General features: G+C 74.2%; 12 protein-coding genes and 1 pseudogene. 6 read left to right on the top strand and 7 right to left on the bottom strand.

Translation table 11 applies throughout. From position 1 onward, the window contains the following. Nucleotides 1-34: 34 nt before the first annotated feature. From ACZ6TV_RS52955 to ACZ6TV_RS52935, 5 genes are all read left to right on the top strand, one after another. The gene (locus ACZ6TV_RS52955; RefSeq protein WP_465308958.1) at nucleotides 35-985 is read left to right on the top strand and encodes an MBL fold metallo-hydrolase; all 951 of its coding nucleotides are present in this window, start codon (nucleotides 35-37) and stop codon (nucleotides 983-985) included. Between the two features lie 21 nt (nucleotides 986-1006). After that, complete coding sequence (locus ACZ6TV_RS52950; RefSeq protein ID WP_465308956.1) at nucleotides 1007-1342, top strand: hypothetical protein; 336 nt, start codon at nucleotides 1007-1009, stop codon at nucleotides 1340-1342. A gap of 81 nt (nucleotides 1343-1423) precedes the next feature. Beyond that, on the top strand, nucleotides 1424-4765 hold the full coding sequence (locus ACZ6TV_RS52945; protein ID WP_465308954.1) for a 3-keto-alpha-glucoside-1,2-lyase-like domain-containing protein: 3342 nt from the start codon (nucleotides 1424-1426) through the stop codon (nucleotides 4763-4765). Nucleotides 4766-4841: 76 nt separating this feature from the next. After that, a complete protein-coding gene (locus ACZ6TV_RS52940; protein WP_465308953.1) occupies nucleotides 4842-5444 on the top strand; it encodes an RNA polymerase sigma factor in 603 nt (200 codons plus the stop codon). Nucleotides 5445-5446: 2 nt separating this feature from the next. Then, nucleotides 5447-6679, top strand: coding sequence for a CU044_5270 family protein (locus ACZ6TV_RS52935; RefSeq protein ID WP_465308951.1), 1233 nt, complete (start codon nucleotides 5447-5449; stop codon nucleotides 6677-6679). A gap of 75 nt (nucleotides 6680-6754) precedes the next feature. On the opposite strand, the gene ACZ6TV_RS52930 is transcribed toward ACZ6TV_RS52935, so the two are convergent. From ACZ6TV_RS52930 to ACZ6TV_RS52920, 3 genes are read right to left on the bottom strand one after another with little or no spacing between them, the layout of a single operon-like run. Further along, nucleotides 6755-11209: a hypothetical protein gene (locus ACZ6TV_RS52930; protein WP_465308949.1), complete on the bottom strand. Its 4455-nt coding sequence runs from the start codon at nucleotides 11207-11209 to the stop codon at nucleotides 6755-6757. Further along, entirely contained in the window at nucleotides 11209-11928 is a 720-nt protein-coding gene (locus ACZ6TV_RS52925; RefSeq protein WP_465308947.1) for a hypothetical protein, read from the bottom strand. Before ACZ6TV_RS52925 ends, ACZ6TV_RS52930 begins: the two co-directional genes overlap by 1 nt. Continuing rightward, entirely contained in the window at nucleotides 11925-13415 is a 1491-nt protein-coding gene (locus ACZ6TV_RS52920; protein WP_465308945.1) for a hypothetical protein, read from the bottom strand. Before ACZ6TV_RS52920 ends, ACZ6TV_RS52925 begins: the two co-directional genes overlap by 4 nt. Before the next feature lie 237 nt (nucleotides 13416-13652). Between ACZ6TV_RS52920 and ACZ6TV_RS52915 the strand changes: the two genes are divergently transcribed. Continuing rightward, nucleotides 13653-13943 carry a hypothetical protein gene (locus tag ACZ6TV_RS52915; protein WP_465308943.1) on the top strand — a complete coding sequence of 97 codons (291 nt, stop codon included), beginning with the start codon at nucleotides 13653-13655 and terminating at the stop codon, nucleotides 13941-13943. On the opposite strand, the gene ACZ6TV_RS52910 is transcribed toward ACZ6TV_RS52915, so the two are convergent. From ACZ6TV_RS52910 to ACZ6TV_RS52895, 4 genes and pseudogenes are all read right to left on the bottom strand, one after another. After that, nucleotides 13940-14968 carry a TolB-like translocation protein gene (locus ACZ6TV_RS52910; protein WP_465308941.1) on the bottom strand — a complete coding sequence of 343 codons (1029 nt, stop codon included), beginning with the start codon at nucleotides 14966-14968 and terminating at the stop codon, nucleotides 13940-13942. The two genes, ACZ6TV_RS52915 and ACZ6TV_RS52910, sit on opposite strands and share 4 nt — an antisense overlap. Next, complete coding sequence (locus ACZ6TV_RS52905; RefSeq protein ID WP_465308992.1) at nucleotides 14968-15483, bottom strand: SigE family RNA polymerase sigma factor; 516 nt, start codon at nucleotides 15481-15483, stop codon at nucleotides 14968-14970. Before ACZ6TV_RS52905 ends, ACZ6TV_RS52910 begins: the two co-directional genes overlap by 1 nt. Nucleotides 15484-16577: 1094 nt before the next feature. Then, nucleotides 16578-16877 (bottom strand): annotated as a pseudogene (locus tag ACZ6TV_RS52900) (ISL3 family transposase); the annotation flags it as partial. A 248-nt stretch (nucleotides 16878-17125) separates the two neighbouring features. After that, the gene (locus ACZ6TV_RS52895; RefSeq protein WP_465308990.1) at nucleotides 17126-17254 is read right to left on the bottom strand and encodes a transposase family protein; all 129 of its coding nucleotides are present in this window, start codon (nucleotides 17252-17254) and stop codon (nucleotides 17126-17128) included. Nucleotides 17255-17463: the final 209 nt, after the last annotated feature.

Genomic DNA, 17463 nt, shown 5'->3' with positions numbered 1-17463 from the left:
ACAGCGCGCGGGCGGGGCTGCTTGGCTGGGCCGCATGCCAGATCGCCGTGACTTCATCCGTACCGCAGCCGCCGTCGCAGCAGTGCCGGCCGTCGCAGCAGTGCCGGCCGTCGCGCTGCCGGTCACGCCCGCCGTCGCTTCGCCCGCGAACGGTCGCACCGGGACGTTCCGCTGGTTCGGGACCGCCGGCTGGCGGGTCGACATCGGGGCGCGGACCGTGCTCGTCGACCCGTACCTGAGCCGCTTCGACACCGGACTGTTCAGCGGCGCGTTCCGGCCGCAGACGCCGCTGACGGTCGAGGCCGACACCATCGCGACCCGGGTCGGCCGGCCCGAGACGGTCCTCGTCACGCACACCCACTGGGACCACTTCGCCGACGTGCCGCACATCGCCACGTCCACCGGCGCCCGTGTCGTCGGCACCCTCACCGCCTACCACCTCGGCCTCGCCAGCGGCGTGCCGGCCGGTCAGCTGTGCCCGGTCAAGGGCGGCGAGGTCCTCGACTTCGGCGACCACACCGTCGAGGTCGTCGCGTCGCTGCACAGCCGCAACGCCGCCTACTCGATGGCGTTCCCCGGCGTGCGGACCACCCCGCCGCCGCCCCCGCGGACGATCGCGGACCTGCCCGAGGGCGACACCCTGTCCTTCGTGCTGCGGGTCACCGGCGGCCCGTCGGTGTTCTTCATGGGCGGCAGCGACTTCGTCGAGCGCAACCTGACCGGCCTGGACCCGGACGTGGCGATGGTCGCCCTGCCGTCCAGCACCGCCACCGGCGACTACGTGCCCCGGCTGATCGAGGCGCTCGGCCGCCCGAGGGTGGTGGTCCCCGTGCACTGGGACAACTTCGAGACCGGCCTGCGCAACCCGCCGGCGGTCGCCCCGGCCGACGCGGCCCGCCTCGACGCCCTGATCGCGGCCGTCCGCAAGGCCTCCCCGCGCACCCGGGTCGTCCGGCCGGAGTACGACACCCCGTACACCTTCTGACCGCACGGCATACTGACGTCGATGCGGTGGCCGGCGGCGGCGGTGTTCGGCGCGATCTCGGGCGGCGCGACCTGGATCGTGCTGGCGACGCTGCTCGGCGACGGCTGGACCGCGCTCAGCGGCCCGCCGGTGCTGCGGTGCGCGGCGGTCGTGACGGCGGCGATGGTGCTCACCCTGTCGGCGTGGGGCATCCTGTCCGGGATCGGCGGCAGCGCGCGGCTGTGGCCGCACATCCTCGTGCCGCCCTTCCGGACCGACTTTCCGCACCCGCAGCAGAAGTTATGGACAATCGAGCAGAAGTCTTCTAGCGTGGCGGGCACATCGAGCACCGCGGATCGCGGTGCCCGGTGCCCGTGACGCCCTTCGGCGAGCGCGCGGGAGTTCCTCGGACGGCACCGTCATGCCGTTTCGGCTAACTCCTACCCTCGGAGCGCTCGAATGCAGAGAACCATCCTGGGCGCGGCCGCCGCCGTGCTCATCGCCGGGCTGCTGCCGGCGACCGCGGCGCGGGCCGCCGTCCCGCCGCAGGAACCCGGCGTCACGCTGCGCGTCTTCGACGTGCAGACGCCGCTGAACTCGATCTGCACCCTCAAGACCGGGCAGACGCCGAACGTCGACAAGCTCATGCCGACCGTCAACTGGAGCACCGCCGCCGACTTCGGTGGCCTCGAGGACCTCTTCCAGGCGCAGGTGATCGGCAACGTCAACATCGCCACCGCCGGGTCGTACATCTTCCGGCTCACCAGCGACGACGGCTCGCGGCTCCTCGTCGACGGCGCGACCGTCATCAACCACGACGGGCTGCACGGCGCGACCCCGATGGACGGCACCGTCACCCTCACCACCGGCTACCACGCGCTGCGCATCGACTACTTCGAGCGCACCGGTGGCCAGCAGCTGACCCTCGAATGGCGCCCGCCGGGCGCCTCCGCGTTCACCGTCGTGCCGAATTCGGTGCTCAGCACCGACGCCGGGGTCGTCCGGGTCACCGCCCCTGGCCGCAAGGAGTGCGAGGGCGCCGCCGACAGCCCCGGCGACGGCCTGCCGCTCAACGCCGTGCATCCCGGGTACACGCTGACGAACCTCCGGCCGAACGGCTTCCAGCCGCAGGTCAGCGCCATGGACTGGCTGCCGGACGGGCGCCTGGCGATCACCACCTGGGGCGGCAGCAACACCACCGTCGGCGAGGTCTACCTGCTGTCCGGCGTCACCGGCGCCACGTCACCGTCGCAGGTCACCTACACCCGCATCGCGTCCGGCCTGCGGGAGCCGATGGGCATCAAGTACGTCGACGGCAAGCTGTACGTGTCGCAGAAGCACGAGCTGACCGAGCTCAACGACACCAACGGCGACGGCCAGATCGACCAGTACCGGACCGTCGCGACGTGGCCGTACGACGGCAACTTCCACGAGTTCGCGTTCGGGCTGCTGTACAAGGACGGCTTCTTCTACCTGAACCTGTCCGTATCCATCAACCAGGGCGGCGCGACCACCGACCCGCAGGGCTCCCCGAACCGCGGGACCAGCCTGAAGATCAACCGCAGCACCGGCGCGGTGCAGTACGTCGCCGGCGGCCTGCGCACCCCCGACGGGATCGGCTGGGGCCCAGAGGGCGACATCTTCGTCACCGACAACCAGGGCGGCTGGCTGCCCGCCTCGAAGCTGGTGCGCGTCAAGCAGGACCGGTTCTTCGGCCACTACACCAACCCGGACGGGCCGTTCGACAACCAGCCGGTGACCCAGCCGGTGCTGTGGCTGCCGCAGAACGAGATCGCGAACTCGCCGAGCACCCCGCTGCTGCTCAACAGCGGCCCGTTCGCCGGGCAGCTGCTGTTCGGTGACGTCACGTACGGCGGCATCCAGCGGGCGTACCTGGAGAAGGTCGGCGGCGAGTACCAGGGTGCCGTCTTCCGCATGACGCAGGGCCTGGAGATGGGCGTGCTGCGGCTCAGCCAGGGCCCCGACGGCGCGTTCTACGTCGGCGGGCTCGGCGCGGGCGGCAACTGGGGCCAGGACGGCAAGCTCACCTACGGCCTGCAGAAGCTCACCGCCAACGGCGGGTCCGCGTTCGAGATGAAGGCGATGCGCGCGGTCGCCGGCGGCTTCGAGATCGAGTACACCCAGCCGGTCGGCGCGTCGGTGACCGCCGCGTCGTACAACGCGAAGCAGTGGCGGTACGTGCCGACGCCGGCCTACGGCGGCCCGAAGGTCGACGAGGAGACGCTGCAGGTCACCTCGGCGACGGTGTCCGCGGACAAGCTCAAGGTCAACGTGCAGCTGGCGGGCCTGAAGCCGGGCCGGGTCGTCTACCTGCGCTCGCCGCGGCCCTTCACGTCGAGCACCGGCGCCTCGCTGTGGAGCACCGAGGCGTGGTACACGCTGAACTCCCTCGTGGACGGCAGCATCCCGCAGCCGGGGCGGCTCGAGGCGGAGCACGCGGGCCTGAGCGGCAGCGCGCGCGTGGCGACCGACCACAGTGGATACACCGGCTCCGGTTTCGTCGCCGGCTACGGTACGGCGGGCGCCGCGACCACGTTCAGCGTCACGACCGCGGTCGCCGGCGCGTACGACCTGAGCCTGCGCTACAGCAACGGGCCGAACCCGTCCGCGGGCACGAAGACGGTGAGCCTCTACGTCAACGGCGCCAAGGTCCGGCAGGTGTCCCTGCCGAGCACCGTCGACTGGGAGACGTGGTCGACGAAGGTGGACTCCGTGCCGCTGCGGGCCGGCGGCAACACCGTCACGTACAAGGTGGACAGCGGCGACATCGGGCACGTGAACCTCGACAGCCTCACCGTCGGCCCGCCGCCCGGCGACCGTACCGGCACCATCACCGGCATCGGCGGGCGCTGCGTCGACGTCAGCAACGCCGGCACCGCCAACGGCACCAAGGTCCAGCTGTGGGGCTGCAACGGCACGACGGCGCAGAGCTGGACCCGCTCCGGCGACACCCTGCGCGCCCTCGGCAGGTGCCTCGACGTCGCCGGCGGGGCCACCGCGGCCGGCACCCTGGTGCAGCTGTGGAACTGCAACGGCAGCGCCGCCCAGATCTGGCGGACCCAGGCCAACGGCACGCTGCTCAACCCGCAGTCCGGCCGGGTCCTGGACGCCGTCGGCGGCGGCACCGCCAACGGCACCGCGCTGCAGATCGCCGACGCGAACGGCGGCGCGCAGCAGGTGTGGACGCACAACGGCACCAGCCGCGTGCAGCTGTTCGACGGCGGCAACCTCAACGCCTTCGCCGCGAGCGACGGCTCCGCCGCCACCTGGCCGGTGTCCGGCGGCTCCACCGAGGTCCTCGGCGGTGACCTGCGCACCAAGCAGACCTTCGGCGACTTCAAGCTGCACGTGGAGTTCTGGTTGCCGAACCTGCCTCCGGAGGTGACCGGCCAGGCCCGCGGCAACAGCGGCATCTACCTGCAGGACCGTTACGAGCTGCAGGTGCTGGACACCTTCGGCAAGCCGGCACTGGCCAACAACGAGTGCGGCGCCATCTATCTCAAGCGCGCCCCGGACAGCAACGCGGGCACCGCCCCGGAGACGTGGCAGACGTACGACATCACGTTCCGCGCGGCCCGCTGGAACGGCACGACGAAGACGGAGAACGCCCGCGTCACCGTCGTCTGGAACGGCGTCACCGTCCACAACGACATCCAGATCGACGGCCCGACGGGCAACGGCGCCGCCGAGTCGGCCGCGTTCCTGCCGATCCGCCTGCAGGACCACAACGACGCGGGCGCCAACGTCCGCTACCGCAACATCTGGATCGAACCCGCCTGACCCGGCGGGAACCTGAACGGGGGCTGGTGCCGATACCCGGTGACACCAGCCCCCGACAGGCAGGAGCATCACCGACGTGGAACCGCACGTTGGCACGGACCCGCGGGAGCGCGGCGCGGAGCTCAGCGACGCGGACCTGATCGAGCGGTCCGGGCACGACGCGGGGGCGTTCGGAGCGCTGCACGACCGGTATGCCGTGCAGCTGTTCCGGTACGCCCAGCGCCGCCTCGGCGTCGAGACCGCCGCAGACGTGGTGGCCGAGACGTTCCTGGCGGCGTTCACCGCGCGCGGGCGGTACGACCTCACCCGCGCCGACGCCCGGCCGTGGCTCTTCGGCATCCTCACCCGCGAGATCGCCCAGCATCACCGGCGCGAGTCGGCGCGGCTGCGCGCCCTCGCCCGGTGCGCGCCCGAGCCACCGGCCGACGGCCCGGCGGACCGCGTCGCCGACGACGTGACCGCGCGGGCGGCGCGGCCGCCGCTGCTCGCCGCGCTCGCCGGGCTCAACGCGGGCGAGCGGGACGTCCTGCTGCTGTTCGCATGGGGCGAACTCTCCTACGACGAGATCGCCGCCGCGCTGGGTGTCGCCGGCGGCACGGTCCGGTCGCGGCTGCACCGCGCCCGGGCCAAGGTCCGCGCCGCGCTCGGGTCCGACCCGACCGAATCCACTGTGGAGTGAGCATGGACGACCTGCAGGCCCTGCGCACGCTGGGCACGACCCTCGACGTCCCGCCGGACGAGCACGTCGCCGCGATCCGCGCCCGAGTGCTCGCCGGCGTCGTGCCGGCCGGCTCCGGCAGGCCCGGCCGGACCGACCGCGCCGGGGGCAGCGGCCCCCGCGACGATGGTGCTCACCCTGTCGGCGTGCCCGCCGGCTCCGGCGGGCCGGGCCGGACCGACCGCGCCGGGGTCAGCGGCCCCCGCGACGATGGTGCTCACCCTGTCGGCGTGCCCGCCGGCTCCGGCGGGCCGGGCCGGACCGACCGCGCCGGGGTCGGCGGCCCCGGCGGCCGGGCCCGGCGGCGCGCTGCCAGAACCCGCCGCCTCGTGCTGGCGGGCGGGCTCGCGGCGGCGGTCGCCGCAGGGGCGGTCTGGGCATCCGGCGGCGGGCTGCCGGACGGCGCGGAGCGGCCGGACAGCGCGGCCCCCGCCGGTCCCGCCGCGCCGCTGCCGGCGGGCCGGGGCGGGGCCGACGTGCTCCGGCTCGCCGCCCGGGCGGTGGCCGCCGAGCCGTGGACCGAGCCGCGACCCGGTCAGTTCGTCTACACCGAGTCGGTCACGGTGCAACTCGTCGACGCCGGGCCGGTCGCCCCGGGCGCGCCCGACCCGGGAACGGTGCTCGTCACGCCGGGCCTCGGGCGGCCCACGACGCTGCGGCAGCAGACGTGGCGGTCCGCGGACGGGACCCGCGAAGGCCTGGTCCGCACGGCCGGTGCCGCCGACGTGCTGCTGTCCGGTTGCGTCGGCGGTGTCGAGACGTCCGGCGGGCAGGCGTGCCGGCCGGACCCGGGATACGCCGGTGACCTGCCGGCCGACCCGGCGGCGATGCTGCGGGTGCTCCGCGAACGCGGCGAGGAGGGCGGCGGCGAGTTCACCGCGGCGGGACGGCTGCTGGAGCGGGGCATGCTGCCGCCGGCGGTGCGGGCCGCGGTGTTCGAGGCCCTCGCCACCCTCGACGGGGTCACGGTCCTGGACGACCTCGCCGACGCGGCCGGTCGCCACGGGGTCGCGGTGACGAGGACCAGCGGCGGCTTCCGGGGCGCCCTCATCTTCGACCCGGCCCGCCACGAGCTGCTCGGCTCCCGGACCGACGTCGTCGCTGCCAACGCGTGGGACTGGGCGGTCGGCGCCACCCCGTTCAGCACGGCACTGCTGCGGTCCGCGGTCGTCGACCGCCCAGGCGACCTGCCGTAGCCGCCGAGCCGGGCGGCCGCCGGCTCGGTGCGGCGTCGCACCGCCCGCCTCGCCGGAGGCTCGCGGCCGGTACACCTAGAGCAGCGTCTCCTGGTGCGGGAACGTGAGCCGGGCCGTCGTGATGCCCTGCTCCTCGTTGAGCTCACGCTCCTGCACCTGCGCGTAGTTGCGGCCCCGGTGGTGGGTGTTGCGCATCCGCACCACGTTGGGGAAGCGGCCGACGGCGCGCATGTCGCCGAGGCCGGACAGGAAGACGAGCTGGATGCCGTTCGCCGCCGCGACCCGCCGCTGCAGGTCCAGGAACGCGACGTAGTTGGCGGAGCCGAGCGGGTTGTCCATCGGCAGCACGCCGAGGCCCGGCACGTCACCGCCGCGGTTCGCGGCGCGCAGCCGGGCGAGCATGCAGAACAGCAGCAGGCTGATCGTCACCTTCTCCCCGCCGGACCACTTGCTCATCAGCTCCACCGGCTGGCGGTCCTCGCCGAGCTCGGTGGACGGCTTCAGCACCCGGGCGGTGAAGTTGCCGCGGCCGACGACAGCGGTGGTCGCCTCCCACACCAGGCTCAGCCCGTCGGGGATGGTCTCCTGCCGGGCGACGAGCCGCTCGACGAGCCGCTCCACCCGGCTGCGCAGCGTCGCGTCGGTCGTGTCCACGGTGGAGCGCGGGCCGACGTCGAGGAACCGCCGGTTGCGCAGGTGGTCGGCGAGGCCCGGCGGCAGTTGCGCGTGGTGCTGCGCCCGTTGCAGCGTCTTGAGTCCCTCGCGGACCTCGGCGCACAGCGCGGTCACCACGAGGTGCTTGTCCTTGTCGACGGCCTCCAGCTCACCGGCGAGCGCGTGCCGGTAGGTCCGCAGCTCGTCGGCGAGGCCCGCCGGCAGGTCGGCGGTGTGCTCGCCGCGGAACCGGTCGCGGACCTCGGCGGTGACGGCGGCGAAGCGTTCCTCGCCGGCCCACCGGTCGACGCGGTGGACCTCGGCGGCGAGCTGGTTGCGGGCGGCGGTGACGGCCTTGTCGGCCGCCTGCACCGCCCGGCGCGCCGCGCGTCCCGCTTCCCGGGCGGCGTCGACGTCACCGTCGAACGGGGGCGCGCCGGCCGCGCCGCGCTCCCCCAGGTCCGCCTCCAGGTCGTCGGCGAGCCCCTGGAAGTCGGCGGCGCGCCGGTGCTGGAGCTCGGCCGCCTGCGTGGCCGCGGCCTGCCGCTCCCGGGCGACCCGGGCGGTCCCACCGGCGGCGTCGAGCTGCTCCTGCAGGTTTTCCGCCGCCGGTACGACCCGTGGCAGCTCCTGCGGTGCCGGGCGGGCCGCGGTCCGGTCGGTCAGCTCCCGGCGGGCCGCGTCCCGCTCGGCCTCCGCCCTGGTGGCGGCGGCGCGGGCGGCGAAGTGCGCCTGCTCGGCGAGCTCGGTGTCCCGGGCGACGAGCGCGGGGTCCGCCGCCTCGGGGGTGGCGGCGAGCCCGGCGGCGGTCTCGTGCTCCTCCGCCGTGTACTGCCGCAACTGCCGGTCCAGGCCGTCGAGGCGCCGGCCGATCTCGCTGATCGTGGCCTCGAGCGCGTCGCCGGACGAGCGGCGCGTGTAGGCCTCGTCGGCGGCCTGGTAGGCGCTCATCGCCGCCGCCAGGCTCAGCGTCGTTCCCGTTCCCGCGGTCTTGCCGTCCGCGACCCTGCGCAGCTCGTCCATCCGCGCGCGGTGGCCCCTGGCCGTCGACCGGTGCTGTTCGGCGTCGGCGGTGCGGCGGGCGGCGACGGTGGCGTACCCGCGCTCCTGCTCCTCCGCCTGGTCGAGGTGGCCTTCCAGGTCGGCCCGGCGGGCCGGGAGCTGCCGCAGCTCGGCCCGCTGCCGGTCGGCCTCGGGCGCGCGGCGGGACAGGTCGTGCAGGACACCGAGCCGGGTGGCGAGGACGCGGCGCAGCTCGGCGAGGCGGTGCTGGGTCTCGCGGAGCCGTCCGGCGCGCGCGTCGAGCTCGCCCCGGGCGGCCTCGAGGGTCCCGGCCCGGTCGCGGGCCTCGGCGAGCTGCTCCTCGACCCGCCGGTGCTCGGCGTCGAGGTGCTCGCGATGCCCCGGCGGGCACCGGTCGGCGAGGTGCCGCAGCTGGTCCTTGAGCCGCAGGTCGTGGTCCCGCGCGTCGAGCAGCTCCTGCACGCGCTCGCCCCGGTCCCGCCGCCCGTCCGCCCGCCGGTCCGCCTCCCGCGCGGCGGCGGTGCGGTCGAACATCGCCGGCGCGGGCGCCAGGACGAACCCGTGCCCGGTGTCCGGACCGGCCGCGGGCCCGCCGGTGGCGGCGTCGAGCTGGGCCGTCGTGGCGATCTGGACGGCGCTGGTCGGGAACAGCCGCGCCCCGTCGAGGGCCTCGCGGGCCGCGGCGTCGAGCTGGGCCGTCGTGGAGATCTGGACGGCGCTGGTCGGGAACAGCCCCGCGCCGTCGAGTGCCTCGCGGGCCCGGCCGAGGTCGGCCCCGTCGTGCAGCAGCAGGCCACCGACGAGGTGCGGGACCCGGTCGACGGCGGCGGCCCACCGGTCCTGCGGCACGTTGTCGGCGAGGTGGTGCCAGCCCGTGCTCGCCGGGATGCGGGCGGCGGCGAGCACGTCGGCGGCCCGTGCCAGGTCCAGCGACGCCGGCAGCAGCCCGCGCGGCGACGCCAGGGCCTGCACCGCCCGGTCGTCCTCGGCGTCGGCCACGGCGAGCTGGATCCGCTGCCGGTCCGCGCCGACGATCGCCTCCGAGAGCTGGTCGACGAGCAGCCGGTGCTCGCCGACCGGGTCGACGGCGTCCCGCTCGGTCAGTGCCGTCAGCCGCGGATCGGTGGCGAGCGCGTCGATCTCGGCGAGCAGCGGCGTCCGCACGCTGTCGAGCGTGGCCAGCTGCCTGGTCAGTTCGGTGACGGCGGCGTGCACCGCGGCGCGTTCCCGCTCGTGCCCCGCCCGGTCCGCGTCGAGGCGCTCCGCCTCCGCCGGCAGTTCCTCCGCCAGCTCCCGCGCCGCCTCGGTGTCCTCCTCCCGGGCCGCCTCGAGCGCCGCTCCGAGGGCCGCTCCCGGATCCTCCTGGGAGGTGTCGTCGTCCCGCACGGCGGGCGTGAGGTGGCCGGCGGTGGCGGCGGTGCGCAGGTCGTGGTCGAACGCGGCGAGGTGCTGCTCGACCGCGCGGTGCCGGCCGGCGAGTCCGCCGAGGTCGGCGCGGAGCCCGTCGGCGAGCGCGCGGGACTTCGCCTGCTGTTCGGCGGCGTCCGCGGCCTGCCCCGTCAGGGTCGCGATCGTGTCGTCGAGCTCGGCGCAGGCGTCCCGCAGCGCCGCCAGGTATCCCCTCGCCGCCTCGGACCTGGCCTGGCGCAGCGGGGCGGCGCCGGCCTCCGCCTCCAGCTGCCGGCCGCGGGCCGCGGCGAGCCGGGAGGTGAGCTGGTCGCGGTCGACGAGGACGGGGACGAGCTGCCAGGCGCGGTGCAGGCGGCGCCGGGCGAGCACCAGCGCGGCGGCGTCGTCGACGGCGGCGAGCGCGTCGGTGTGCCGGCGGAACGCGGCCTGCCACTGCTCCTCGCGCAGCAGCACGTCGAGGGCGGCGGCCCGCGAGTCGGCGGCGCCGGCCGCGTCGGCCGCGGTGCCGGCCGCCGCCTCGTGCGCCGCGGCCTGTTCCGTGGCGCGGCCGGCCGCGCCGGTGAACGCGGCGGCGAGGCCCAGCGCCGACCCCCGGGTCGCGGCGGCGCCGGTCGTGGCGGCGGTGACGGCGGCGCGGGAGCGGTCCAGGACGGCGAGGAGGTCGACGGCCTCGTCGCAGAAGGCGACCTCGGCGCGCAGACGCGGCTGCCGGGCGAGGCGTTCGCGGGTGCCGCGCAGGATCGCGGCGACCTTGGCCGCGGACGTCGGCTCGGTGACGAGGCTCAGCAGGTACTGCACGAACTCGTCGGACGTCTTGAACTTGAAGTGGTGCTCGATGCCGCCCTCGGAGGCGTTGATCCGCAGGATGGCGGTGAACAGGCCCGGGTCGAGGCCCCGGTCGTGCAGCGCCTGCGCCCACCGGTCCTGCTTGGTGGTGATGATCGGCTCGGCGTCGGCGGGCAGCGCCTCGACGGCCCGGACGAACTCCTTGAGATCGGCGCCGGCGAACGGCAGGCTCTCGACCTCGGGCCCGGGGGTGTAGGCGTACCAGGTCTGCTTCAGCCGGTCGTGGCCGGCGTTCGGGTCGGCGGGCTGGACCCGGTCGGTCCACTCGTAGACCGCGCCGGTCACGAGCCGCCGCCCGGACGGGTCGGTCCACTCGACCACGACGTGGCCGGTGTCGGCGCCGAGGATGCAGTCCTCCAGGTGCCGGCCCGTGGTCGCGGTGGCGAGGAAGTCGCGCCGGTCGGGGCGGATCAGGGCGCAGACGAGCGCGATCAGCGTCGACTTGCCGCCGCCGTTGCGCATCCACAGGATCGTGTCGAGCGGCCGGCCGTCCCGCCCGGTGAGGTCGAGCCACACGTCGCGGAACCGCGCCGCGGGTGAGCCCACGCGGTCGAGGTACACCCGCCGCATCTGCCACAGTCGGGCCGGTGCCGGCATCAGTCGGCCTCCCGTCGCACCGAGCGGAGCGCCTCGAGGGCCTCGCCGCCGGCCACGTCGGCGACGAGCAGCCGGAAGCGGTCGGTCAGCTGGTACGAGGTGGCGCCCATCTGCGGCAGCTGCCGGGCCGCGCCGCGTTCGACGAGCCAGCCGAGGACCTCCAGCACCGCGAACTGGGTGCAGCCGCGCGCCGGCCCCGGCAGGCGGTCCTTGGGTTTGAAGGCGGCGGTCCGCCGGTACACCTCGGCGGCCCGGCGGGCCTGACCGTCCACCGTGTCGGCGTCGCCGGGCAGGGCGAGGACCCGGTCGATCGCGTCCCGGACGAACTTGTCCAGCGCCGCGACCTCGACGAGCTTCACGTCGGTGCCGTCGAGGTCGACGTCGTGCGGGAACGCGTACGCGGCGATGCCCAGCACGACCAGCCCGGCGATGAGCTTGTCGTCGGCGGTCATGCTGCCGCCGCGCAGGTCCGCCATCCGCAGCGCGAACACGCTGCCCGGCTGGGTGCTCAGGACGAGGCCGGTGCGCGGCGGCGCGCCGAGCACGACGAGACCCAGGCCGCCGGCGACGGTGTCGACGGCGTCGCGGAAGGCGGTGTTCGTGCGGTACCGCTCCAGCAGCTGCCCATAGGCGTTGCCGTCGGTCGGCCGGGCGCCGGTGCGCAGCCCGAACGCGACCAGCTCCGCCGCCGACCACACGTCCTCGATCGGGACCGTCACGCGTCCGGGCCTCCCTTGTAGTTCACGAGCAGGTCGTCGCCCCAGGCGAGGGGGTGGTCGAGGCGGCCGCCGGAGCGCTCGGCGGACAGCGCCGCGGCCAGGGCCCGCTGAGTGTCGGGCGTGGCGTCGGGGTCCGCGACGTCGGGGGCGTAGGACCACAGGGCGGTGAGCAGGACCAGCTCGCGCAGGTCGTCCTTGGTGAGCTCGCCCATCAGCTCGGACAGCGGCCGCCCCGAGGCGCGGCGCAGGACGCGGGTGGCCTCCTCGACCACGGCCGGCGGGTAGGCCTGCAGGTCCACGCCCTCGACCTCGCCCGGCGTCTCCGGCTCCACCTCGTCGGGCCCGGCCACGCGCGGCGGGGCGAGCAGCATGTCGACGAGGCCGTCGAGGTGCAGCAGCCGCGGCACCCGCAGCCCGAGGACCCGGTCGCCGAACGCCTCCGCGACGACCCTGGCCTGGTCGGCGGGCGCGTCCAGCACCGGATGGAACAGCTCGGACTCGATGTTGAGCAGCCGCAGGTGGACCCGCCGGGCGAACACCTGGCTCAGCTGGGCCTGCAGGAACACGCCCCGCGCCCCGGCGACCCGCTCGGCGAGGTCCAGGTGCACCCGGCGGATGCGGCGCAGGGTCTCCACCAGATCACCGGACGCCTGCCGGACGGCGCTGTCGGTCTCGGTGTCGATGCCGGCCGCGACGTGGTCGAGGACCTCCGCGTCGGCCGCGATCCGGGCCTCGACGTGCTCACGGGCCCGCGCCAGCCGGTGCGGCACGTCGGTGATCCAGTCGAACGCGCGCACGTCGCGGCGGGTCGCGTCGAGCACGTCGGCCAGCGACGCGGACATGGCCACCGAGACCCGCTCGGCCTGCGTGGCGGTGCGGGCGGCGGCCTCGAAGCGCCGGTCCCGCAGCTGCCGCTGCAGCACGACGGAGAACGCGGCCTCGGCGTCGTCGACGTCCAGGTCCAGGCCGTTGAGGTACAGCATGACCGCCTGGTGCGAGGCGAGCACGACCGCACCGTCGGGGCCGTCCTGCAGCTGCAGGAGCTTGAACGCGTACTCCTCGCGCCGCGGCGGGGACGCGTGCGCGTCGACGAACTGGTAGACGAACGCGCCCTGGTTGTCGGCGTCGTTGAGCAGGCCTTTCACGACCCAGCGGGCCGCGTCCTGATGGTCGGCGTGGGTACCGCCGGGGTGCATGACGGCGGCGAGCTCCGCGGTCGACTCGATCAGCTCGGCGAGGGTGACCTGCCTGGCGAACCCCATCGACGCGACCGCGATGTCGACCGCGGCGAGGGCGAGCTGCCGCAGGTCATAGGCCTGGTGGACGCTGACGTGGGCGGCGTTGCGGACCAGCCGGGCGACCGGGTCGGTGAGGATCAGCGCCCGCCAGCGGGCCCGCATGGAGGGGTCGGCGGCCGGTGAGCGGACCTCGGGCTGGTCGGAGCTGGTGACCGGGCCGGCGTCGAACAGGTCCGGCTGCCACTCCACGCTGTGCCGCCCCTCCCCTGGTTGCCTTCGCCGCGGTGACGGTTGCCTTCGCCGCGGTGACGGTTTCCTTCGCCGCGGTGACGGTTTCCTTCGCCGCGGTGACGGTTTCCTTCGCCGCGGTGACGGTTTCCTTTCGCCGCGGTCCGGTTGCGTTTGCCGCGGTCCGCAACACTATCGGCGGATTCGGGTGGCGGCCAACTCACGGCGCCCGCACGTCGGGGGGATACCCTGCTGCTTGTGCTGGTCCTCCTGTTCATCGCCGTGGCCTACACGGTGCTGATCGCCCTCCACGCGTGGATGATCCGCCACCACCGCCTCGCGGGCGCGTACGAGCCGCGGGCCGCCCGCTGGCTCGCCGCCAGGTTCGGCCCGCTCCCCCCGCCCTATGCCGCGCGCCTCGCGCAGCGCGAGGCCAAGGCGTTCGACCGGCTGCTGACCGGCGACCTCGACCCCGCCGCGTACCGCGACCTGATGGCGTCCCTCGCCGCCCAGGACGCCGTCGAACGCCCCCTCCGCGTGCCCCGCTAGCCGGGCGGGCCCACGCTGATCGTCGAGCGGGCGGCGACGCTGACCTGCGTGGTCGCGGTGACGGTGCCGTCGGGGGTGAGGCTGAGCACGTTGCCGTCCTTGGTGGCGAGCAGCAGGTCGGCGGTCACCCACACCGCGGGCGCCGGGAAGTCCGCGCTCTGCCCGGTGGTGACGTCGTAGAGCCGCCAGCCTTCCACCACCCCGGGCGTCGGGGGGCCCGCCAGGACGTACCGGCCGCCGGGCGACCAGGAGAACGGGCCGGACGGCGCCGCCGTGACCATCAGCTCCACGCCGGGCGCGCCGGTCGTGGCGTCGAAGGTCTGGAGGTGGTCGACCCGTTCCTCCGCCTCGCCGCCGGAGCGGTCGGCGATGGGGAGGACGACCTGCTCGCCGTCCCGCGTCCAGGTGAAGGTGCACTGGCTGCAGTCGTACCGGTCGTGGTCGATCCATTGCCTGCGCACCGCACCGGTCTGCGCGTCGATGACGGCGAACCCGACCTTGGCCGGTTCCTTCTGCGTGATCCCGCCGACCAGCCGGTCACCGGCCGCGTTCCAGTTGAAGTCGCCGACGAAGCCGGCCGTGTCGACGGTCACGGGGCGCGTACCGCGCACGTCGACCAGCCGCACCGTGCGCGGATTGTCGATGACCAGGACACGGTTGCCGGCCGGCGCCGGGGACACCTGTCCGCTCATGCTGACGTACTCACCGGTCGCCCGGTCGAGGATCGAGCCGCCCATCCTGGTGACGACCCAGCCGCCGGGCAGTGCGTTCTTCGTCCCTGCCGCCGTCGGGGTGGTGGACGTGGCGGGGAGTACCGGCGCCGCGTGGTCCGCCCGGGGCAGGACCAGCCACGGCAGGGCGACGACCACCGCCGCCGCGACCGCACCGCCGACCGCGGCGAGGCGCCGGGTCCTGCGGATGCTCCGCCCCTTGGCCATGCTGCGGGCGGCCAGCCCGGCCGCGGGCCCGCGCAGCTCACCGGACATCTCGTCGATCGTCTCGTGGAGCAGCTGTTCGAAGCGCATCAGTGCCGTCCTTCCACGAGGTCTTCGCTCCAGTCGAGCTGCGGCACGAGCTCACGCAGCTTCGCCAGCCCGCGCGACGCCTGACTGGCCACGGTGCCCTGCCGGCAGGACAGGACCGCAGCGGTCTCCTCGACGCTCAGGTCCTCGAAGTACCGCAGGATCAGCACCGCCCGCTGCCTGGGCGGCAACGCCTGCAACGCGTCCCGCAACAGCAGCCGCAACGCCGTGTCCGCGTCCATGTACCGCGTCCCCGCCCGCTCAGGCGGCTCCGCCACCGTGACCTCCGCCTGCCTGCGCCGGCTCCGCCACCCCGACGCAAACTCGTTGTAGATCATCCGCCGCAGATACGGCTCCGGCTCCTCGATCCTCCGCCACCGCGAAAACGCCTTGGCCAGCGCACTCTGCACCAAATCCTCAGCAGCGTGCCGGTCCCCCGTCAACGCGTACGCCGTCTTCAACAGCGCATGAGCACGCTGCTCGACGAAGGCCGAAAACTCAGCCTCCTCAGGTGTCATCACGGCGGACACCTCCTTCCTCCCTCCCTGACGCCACCACCCCCGAAAACTTTGCATCCCTCTCCCCCACAACCACCCCGCCGCAGACAAAGTTCGGCCGCGCTCGGGATCCGCCGGTCCGCGCGCCCCCACCACCACCCGCCGCGCAGATCTTCCCCCACCACAAACCCCGCCCACGACCGGCACCGACCGCCGCCCGCACATCGACCCACACCGCCACAGCCCCAACCGGAACCATCCGCCACCCACCACGCGCCAAGTGCGCCTAGAGGCCGCCCCGCAACAGACCACCGCGCCGAGAACGCACTGCGCACGCACGGCCCCAACCCGCGCACATCAGGGATCCCTCGCACCCGCCATCCACCCACGCACCGTCCCGCTGAAGGGCACCGGACAGTGGGGTTCGGGCACAGCGGTGGACCCACCCGCACTCAGGACCGCCCAAGACCGCACGCCCCCGCCCGGATACGTAGAGTTCGTGCAGTCACCCCCGCACGCGCCCGGGACCGCCCACCACCCGGCGCGCAGGACTTGCACCGCCACACTCTCGCGCATGCCCCACGACCATCCGGCGCGGGACACATCGATCTCGCACCGCCACAGACCGACGCGCGCCTGGGACCAACCGCTGCCCGGACGCGGCATATGGACCTTGGGTGTCGCCGGTTTCGTGGCGGTTGGGTTGCCGACGGCGCGGAAGGGTTCGAGGTAGCGGCGCACGGTGCGTTCGGTGCCGTGGAAGCCTTGGTCACGGATTTCCTGGGTGAGGCGGACGGCGTCGGTGCAGCCGTCGTTCCAGCGGGTGTCGAGGTGGGTCTTGAACGGGTCGAGTTTGCTGACCCGGTGCCGGGCGGTCAGCAGTTCCTCGACGGTGGTGGCGTTGGCGTAGCGGGTGACGGTGTCCGGGGTCGAGGCTGAGCAGACGGGCGGCGACGACACGCGCGACGCCTTTGCCAACGACCAGGTCCGGAAACGGCGGCGAACCGTTCGCGGACTCGGATGGTTGCAGGGGTCTCGGCGCGTTCCGCCGGTGGACCGTAGGGGGCTGCCGGCTCCACGGCGGCGGGCTGCTGGTCTTGGTCGGGTTCGGGCAGGCAGTGCCGGTGGCGGATGACGACCTTCTCAACCGCTTCGACCAGGTTGTGCCAAAGATGCCATCGGTCCGCGACCTGGATCGCTTGCGGTGCACCCGTTCGGGCGCCTTCGGCGAATGCCCCGGCGCGGTCCCGGCAGATCACCTCCACGCCGGGGTTCCGCTGTAGCCAGGCGGCAAGGGTGGCGGCCTCGCGGTCGGCGAGGACATCGATCGGTTGGTGGGTCTCGAGGTCCACCAGGACGGTGCCGTAGACCCGCCCCCGGCGCAGCGCGAAGTCATCGACGCCGACGACCCGCGGGGAAGTCACCTCGGGCATCGAGAGGCCGCGGATCAACCGGATCAGGGTCATCCGCCCGACGGCGACGTGCAGGCGGTTCGCCAGCCGAGCCCCCGGCCGCCAGCCGCGACCGCGATGTGCTGCAGTACCTGCCGGGCCAGGACGCTGTGACGACTGTGCCTGGCCGTCAAACCCGGGATCTGCTCCGCGAACGTCTGCCGGACACAGCGCGGTTCCAAGCAGAAGAACCGGCGGACTCGCACATGCAGTCACACCCGACGGCCAGCCATTGCAGGATGACTGACCCGCCGTTGGTACCGGCTGTGGACACGGCGAGCAGTGACGCCGCAGTCGGGACAGACACCGAAACCCTCGACCGACTCGGCCTGAACACGCACGCCCCCGGCCTCGACAGAGACCCGATCGACACGCAGCCCGTCGAGGTGCGGCAACACAACTGTCAGGAGCTCCGCTGTCGACACGGGACATGATCAAACCCACATCACGGAATTGATGCTGTTGGTGATCTTGGATCTAGTCGTCGGTCATAGCGCGGAAGAGTTGCTGAAGACGGGTCCGTGGTCGTCGACGCGGGTCGGGCCGGTGT

This window comes from Dactylosporangium sp. NPDC051087 (genome assembly GCF_055586325.1).
Note: the sequence above shows the minus strand (reverse complement) of the source record. Positions and strands in the feature narration are given on the sequence as shown.

Excerpts from the sequence above, each read along its gene's own strand:
- ACZ6TV_RS52935 (WP_465308951.1), top strand. The coding sequence starts at position 5,447 with ATGGACGACCTGCAGGCCCTGCGCACGCTGGGCACGACCCTCGACGTC.
- ACZ6TV_RS52950 (WP_465308956.1), top strand. The coding sequence starts at position 1,007 with ATGCGGTGGCCGGCGGCGGCGGTGTTCGGCGCGATCTCGGGCGGCGCG.
- ACZ6TV_RS52955 (WP_465308958.1), top strand. The coding sequence starts at position 35 with ATGCCAGATCGCCGTGACTTCATCCGTACCGCAGCCGCCGTCGCAGCA.
- ACZ6TV_RS52945 (WP_465308954.1), top strand. The coding sequence starts at position 1,424 with ATGCAGAGAACCATCCTGGGCGCGGCCGCCGCCGTGCTCATCGCCGGG.
- ACZ6TV_RS52910 (WP_465308941.1), bottom strand. The coding sequence starts at position 14,968 with ATGCGCTTCGAACAGCTGCTCCACGAGACGATCGACGAGATGTCCGGT.
- ACZ6TV_RS52905 (WP_465308992.1), bottom strand. The coding sequence starts at position 15,483 with ATGACACCTGAGGAGGCTGAGTTTTCGGCCTTCGTCGAGCAGCGTGCT.
- ACZ6TV_RS52930 (WP_465308949.1), bottom strand. The coding sequence starts at position 11,209 with ATGCCGGCACCGGCCCGACTGTGGCAGATGCGGCGGGTGTACCTCGAC.